Origin of the sequence: Streptomyces sp. FH025 (genome assembly GCF_017427025.1) — a bacterium.
Lineage (GTDB): Bacteria > Actinomycetota > Actinomycetes > Streptomycetales > Streptomycetaceae > Kitasatospora.
On sequence record NZ_JAFLNG010000473.1, the window covers coordinates 1 to 6,093 of the forward strand.

Below are 6,093 nucleotides of genomic sequence, written 5' to 3' on the forward strand. Positions count from 1 at the left end.
TGATCATTCGATACCGATCTCTTGACGCCGATCGGCCTGCTGCCCAAGATGGCGTCCGCTCGCCCTCCCTGCTCGCGGCCACCGGCGGCTCCCCCGCGCCCCGGCCGCGCCCTAGCCTCCCGGAGTCGCGCATGTTCCCCACCTCGTCCTCCCGGCCGTCCGCCTTAGGCCGCCCGCTCGCCCGCCGCAGGGCCCTCGCCGTGGCCACCGGGCTCCTGTGCGCCGTCCTGCTCACCGCCTGCGACTTCGGCGGCGACACCGCCAACAACCCCGCCGACGCCTACAGCCCGATCCCGCAGTCCGGACAGCCCGTCACCCTGACCTTCTGGGGCTGGGCGAAGGGCACCAAGGACGTCGTCGCCGCCTTCAACGCCTCCCACTCGAACATCAAAGTGGACTACCAGGAGATCCCCTCCGGCGTGGCCGGCGGCTACGCCAAGATCTCCAACGCCGTCAGGGCCGGCAACGCCCCCGACGTGTTCAACGTCGAGTACCCCCAACTGCCGGACTTCGTCAGCCAGGGCGCCGTCCAGAACATCGACGCGCTCGTCCCCGACAGCCTCAAGGCGAAGTACCTGCCGCAGGCCGTCGAACTGACCACCCTCGGCGGCCACAGCTGGGCACTGCCGCTGGACGCGGCGCCGCAGGCCTTCTACTACCGCAAGGACCTCTTCGCCCAGGCCGGCATCACCCCGCCGAAGACCTGGCCGGAATTCCGCGCCGCCGCCGAGAAGCTCAAGCAGACGAACCCGGACACCCGGATCGCCACCTTCTTCCCCGACGACCCCTCCACCTTCGAGGCGATGGCCTGGCAGGACGACGCCCACTGGTTCACCACCGCCGACGAGACCTGGAACGTCGACCTCCACGGCGACGGCACCAAGCAGGCCGCCGACTACTGGCAGCAGCTGATCGCCGACGACCTGGTCCGCGTCCAGCCGTCCTTCTCCCAGCAGTGGACCGCCTCCCTCCAGAAGGGCGAGACCGCCGGCTACCTCGGTGCCTCCTGGGGCGGCGGCGTGCTGGCGGGCACGGTACCGGACGAGTCCGGCAAGTGGGCCGTCGCCCCGATGCCCAGCTGGGACGGCAAGCCGGCCAGCGGCATGCTCGGCGGCACCACCTTCGCCGTCTCCAAGGGGAGCAGGAAGGTCCGCGCCGCCGTCGAGTTCGCCACCTGGGCCACCACCACGCCCGAGGGCATCCGGGCCCGGATCGCGTCCGGCACCTCCTCCGCCTACCCGGCCGCACCCGACCTCGTCCCGGTCGCCCGGCAGGCGTTCAAGGCCGACTTCTACGGCGGCCAGGACGTGTACGCGCTCTACTCGGCCGCCGCCGAGTCCATCCGGCCGCACTGGCAGTGGGGGCCCGCCATGGGGGCCACCAACACCTCGCTCAAGGACTCCTTCGGCAGGCTCGCCCAGGGCGGCGGCGTCCGGGCGGCGCTCGACGGCGCCCAGCAGGCCACCGTCGCCGAGCTGAGGAACCGCGGCCTGAGGGTCCAGGGGTGACCGTCCGCCGGCCGCGGCGGGCCACTGGGCGCCGCCGCTACGGCGCCCCGGCCCTGCTGCTCGCCCCCTTCCTGCTGCTGTTCACCCTCTGCACCCTCGTCCCGGTCGGCTACGCCGTGCGCCTCAGCCTGTTCACCGAGCGCCGCTCCGGGCTCGGCTTCGGCGGCGCCGAGACGGTCTTCACCGGGCTCGGCAACTACACCCGGGCGCTGGGCGATCCGGCCTACCGCGCCGGGTTCGCCACCACCGCCGAGTACTGCCTGCTCTACATCCCCCTGATGACCGGCCTGGCCCTGCTGCTCGCCCTGCTGCTGGACTCGGCGCTCGCCCGCGCCCGCCGCTTCTTCCAGCTGGCGCTGTTCCTGCCGCACGCCGTGCCCGGCATCATCGCCGCGCTGATCTGGACGTACCTGTACACCCCGGGGATCAGCCCGGTGATCGACCTGCTCAACTCCGCCGGGGCGCACCCGGATCCGCTCGGCGCCCCACTGCCGGCCGTGGTCAACATCGCGCTCTGGGAGTGGACCGGCTACAACACGGTGATCTTCTACGCCGCGCTCCAGGCCGTCCCCCGCGAGGTCCTGGAGGCGGCGGTGGTGGACGGCGCGGGGCCGCTGCGCACCGCGCTCAGCATCAAGGTCCCGCTGATCCGCGCCTCGGTCGCGCTGGTCGGCCTGTTCACGCTGATCGGCTCCCTCCAGCTGTTCACCGAGCCGATGATCCTGCACGGCACCTCCCCCGACGTCGTCTCCTCCTGGACCCCCGGCATGTACGCCTACACGGCCGCCTTCGACCGCGGCGACTACGGTCTGGCCGCCGCCGCGTCCGTCCTGCTCGCGCTGACGGCCGCCGCGCTGTCCTACGCCGTCACCAGAACCACCCGGCCCCGTACGGAGGCCGCCGCATGACCCTCCTCGCCCCGCGCCACCGGCCCCACCCGCCGCGCGCCCGCACCACCGCGCACCGCCCGCCCCGGCGGCCGTGGGCCCTGTCGCGCGCCGCCGTCAACGCCGCCCTGCTGCTGGCCACCGCCTACACCCTGCTGCCGCTCGGCTGGCTGGTCACCGCCGCCGCGAAGAACACCGGCGACCTGCTCGGCGGCCGCGCCCTCTCCCCCGCCACCTGGCACCTGGGCGAGAACCTGCGCCACCTGGCCTCCGCCGACGGCGGCGTCTACCTGCGCTGGTACCTCAACTCCCTGCTGTACGCGGGCGGCGGCGCCCTGCTGTGCGCACTGGTCTGCGTCTGCGCCGGGTACGCCTTCCACGTGCACTCCTTCCCCGGCAAGGAGCGGCTGTTCGGGCTGGTCCTGCTCGGGGTGCTGGTGCCCGCCGGCGCGCTCGCCCTGCCGATGTACCTGCTCGCCTCCGAGCTGGGCGTGGCCAACACCTTCTGGTCGGTGTTCGTGCCCTCGCTGGTGAACCCCTTCGGGGTGTACCTCGCCCGGGTGTTCTGCGCCGGGTACCTCCCCGACGAGGTCCTGGAGGCCGCCCGGCTCGACGGCGCCGGGGAGCTGCGCGTCTTCCGCTCGATCGGGCTGCCGATGGTCGCCCCGGGCTTCGTGACGGTGTTCCTGTTCCAGTTCACCGCGGTGTGGAACAACTTCTTCCTGCCGCTGGTGATGCTCTCGGACAGCGGGCTCTTCCCGGTCAGCCTCGGCCTGTACGGCTGGAACGCGCAGACCCACGCCTTCCCGGAGTACTACCCGCTCGTGGTGACCGGCTCGCTGCTGGCCGTCCTGCCGCTGGTGGCCGCCTTCGTGCTGCTGCAGCGCCACTGGAGGGCCGGCCTGACCGCGGGGAGCGCGCGATGACCCCTGATGTCCCTCCCGTCCGCCGCCGGCCGCGTGCCCTGCTCGCGATGGACCGCACCCTGCCGGCCCGCCTGTTCGACCGCCCCACCCTGGACCGGCTCACCGAGCTCGCCGAACTCGACCCGGCGCTGGTCCTGGACGACTTCACCGCCCCCGGGGCGGCCGAGGCGCTCGCCACCGCCGAGGTCGTCATCACCGGTTGGGGCTGCCCTCCGCTGGACGAGGCCGTGCTCGCCGCCGCGCCCCGGCTGCGGGCCGTGGTGCACGCCGCCGGCTCGGTCAAGCACCACGTCACCGACGCCTGCTGGCGGCGCGGCGTGCAGGTCACCTCGGCGGCCTGGGCCAACGCCCTGCCGGTCGCGGAGTACACCGTCGCCGCCGTCCTGCTCGCCAACAAGCGGATCCTGTGCCTGCGCGAGGAGTACCGGCGCCGCCGAACCGCGTACGACTGGCAGGGCGCCTACGCCTCGGCCGGGAACTACCGGCGCACCGTCGGCGTCGTCGGCGCCTCCCGGATCGGCCGCCGCGTCCTCGAACTGCTCCGCCCCCACGACCTCGACCTGCTCCTGTACGACCCGTACGCCGACGCCGCCGAGGCCGCCCGGGCCGGGGCCCGCGCCGTCGGCCTGGACGAACTGTGCGCCGGCTCCGACGTGGTGACGGTGCACGCCCCCGAACTGCCCGAGACCCGCCACCTGGTGGACCGCCGCCGGCTCGCCCTGATGCGCGACGGCGCCACCCTGGTCAACACCTCGCGCGGCTCGCTGATCGACCAGGACGCGCTCACCGCCGAGTTGGTCTCCGGCCGGCTCGACGCCGTCCTGGACGTCACCGTCCCGGAGGTCCTGCCCGCCGACTCGCCGCTGTACGAGCTGCCGAACGTGCTGCTCACCCCGCACGTGGCCGGCTCGCTCGGCGGCGAGCTGCACCGGATGGCCGCCGCGGCCGCCGACGAGCTCGACCGCTACACCCGGGGACTGCCGTTCGCCCACGCCGTCCGCCCCGACCACATCCACCGCACCGCCTGAGCCGGCTCCCGGGCCGACACCGGCGCCGACCACCGGCCGGCCGACCGCCCTTGCCCGTACCCTCGGCGAGGTGGCCCCGCCACCGACGGCGCCCCTCCCACCGAAAGCTGGTAGCCCCGCATGATCACCTACGACGCGACCGGGTTCCTCCGCGACGGCGAGCCGCACCGCATCGTCTCCGGAGCGGTGCACTACTTCCGCATCCACCCCGAACTGTGGGAGGACCGGCTGCGGCGGGTGCGGGCGCTGGGGGTGAACACCGTCGACACCTACGTGCCCTGGAACTTCCACGAACTGCCGGACGGCGAGGTGGACTTCACCGGATGGCGGGACGTCGGACGGTTCACCCGGCTGGCCGGGGAGCTGGGGCTGGACGTGATCCTGCGCCCGGGCCCGTACATCTGCGCCGAGTGGGAGTTCGGCGGGCTGCCGGCCCGGCTGCTGGCGGTGGACGGGCTGCGGCTGCGGTGCGCGGACCCCGCCTACCTGGCCGAGGTGGACGGCTGGTTCGACGCCCTGGCGCCCGAACTGCTGCCGCTGCTGGCGAGCCGGGGCGGGCCGGTGGTGGCGGTGCAGGTGGAGAACGAGTACGGCAGCTACGGCGACGACACCGACTACCTGCGCCACCTGCGCGACGGCCTGGTGCGGCGCGGCGTGGACTGCCTGCTGTTCACCGCCGACGGCGCCCAGGACACCATGCAGCAGGGCGGCTCGATCCCCGGGCACCTGACCACCGCGACCTTCGGCTCCCGGGCACCCGAGCGCCTCGCGGTCCTGCGCCGCCACCAGAGCGAAGGCCCGCTCGCGGCCATGGAGTTCTGGATCGGCTGGTTCGACCAGTGGGGCCGCCCGCACCACGTCCGGGACGCCAAGGAGACCGCCGCCTCGCTCGACGAACTGCTCGCCACCGGCGCCTCCGTCAACCTCTACATGGCGCACGGCGGCACCAACTTCGGCTTCTGGGCCGGGGCCAACCACTCCGGCGCCCACCCCTACGACAGCGGGTACGAACCCACCGTCACCAGCTACGACTACGACGCGCCGATCGGCGAGGCCGGCGAACTGACCGAGAAGTTCCACGCCCTGCGCGAGGTGATCGGCCGGTACGCCCCCTTGCCCGACGGTGAACTTCCTACCCCGCCCGATCGGTTGGCGCCGCAGCGGCTGGAGCGTGCCGAGGGGCGGGCCGCCCTGCTGGCGAACCTCGACGCGCTGGCCCGCCCCGTACGGCGGGCGGCGCCGCTGCCCATGGAGCGGCTCGGGCAGGACCGCGGCCTGATCCACTACCGCACTCACGTCCCCGGCCCTCGCCCCGAACTGCCGCTGCGCATCGACGGTTTGGCTGACCGGGCGCACGTGTTCGCCGACGGCCGCCCGCTGGGCACCCTCGACCGCAACTCGCCCGGCGCCAGCCTGCCGCTGGCCACCGGGGAGGGCGGGGTGCGGCTGGACATCCTGGTCGAGGCCCTCGGCCGGGTGAACTACGGCCCCCGGATGGACGATCGCAAGGGCATCACCCGCGGTGTCACACACGGCCACCAGCTGCTCTTCGACTGGCGGATCCACCCGCTGCCGCTCACCGACCTGTCCGCCCTGCGCTTCGACGGCGACGCGACGCCCGCCCGCGCGGACGCCAGGCCCGTCGACGGGGAGCCGGTCTTCCACCGCTTCACGGCTCAACTGGACTCCCCCGCCGACGGGTTCGTCGCCCTGCCCGACTGGGGCCGCGGCCTGCTCTGGCTCA

5 protein-coding genes are annotated in these 6,093 nt (G+C 73.8%); all 5 read left to right on the top strand.

Annotated elements, in window-relative coordinates; translation table 11 throughout:
- The first annotated feature begins 131 nt into the window (after positions 1 to 131).
- On the top strand, positions 132 to 1,508 hold the full coding sequence (locus J0670_RS27045) for an ABC transporter substrate-binding protein (RefSeq protein WP_207814291.1): 1,377 nt from the start codon (positions 132 to 134) through the stop codon (positions 1,506 to 1,508).
- Positions 1,505 to 2,416, top strand: a complete 912-nt coding sequence (locus J0670_RS27050; RefSeq protein WP_207814292.1) for a carbohydrate ABC transporter permease — start codon at positions 1,505 to 1,507, stop codon at positions 2,414 to 2,416. The genes J0670_RS27045 and J0670_RS27050 overlap by 4 nt, the downstream gene beginning before the upstream one ends.
- Positions 2,413 to 3,321 (top strand): carbohydrate ABC transporter permease, encoded by a 909-nt coding sequence (locus J0670_RS27055; protein ID WP_207814293.1) that lies wholly within the window; start codon positions 2,413 to 2,415, stop codon positions 3,319 to 3,321. The genes J0670_RS27050 and J0670_RS27055 overlap by 4 nt, the downstream gene beginning before the upstream one ends.
- Positions 3,318 to 4,349 carry a hydroxyacid dehydrogenase gene (locus tag J0670_RS27060; protein ID WP_207814294.1) on the top strand — a complete coding sequence of 344 codons (1,032 nt, stop codon included), beginning with the start codon at positions 3,318 to 3,320 and terminating at the stop codon, positions 4,347 to 4,349. The genes J0670_RS27055 and J0670_RS27060 overlap by 4 nt, the downstream gene beginning before the upstream one ends.
- Positions 4,350 to 4,469: 120 nt before the next feature.
- On the top strand, positions 4,470 to 6,093 hold a 1,624-nt coding region (locus J0670_RS27065), incomplete at its 3' end, for a beta-galactosidase family protein (protein ID WP_207814295.1).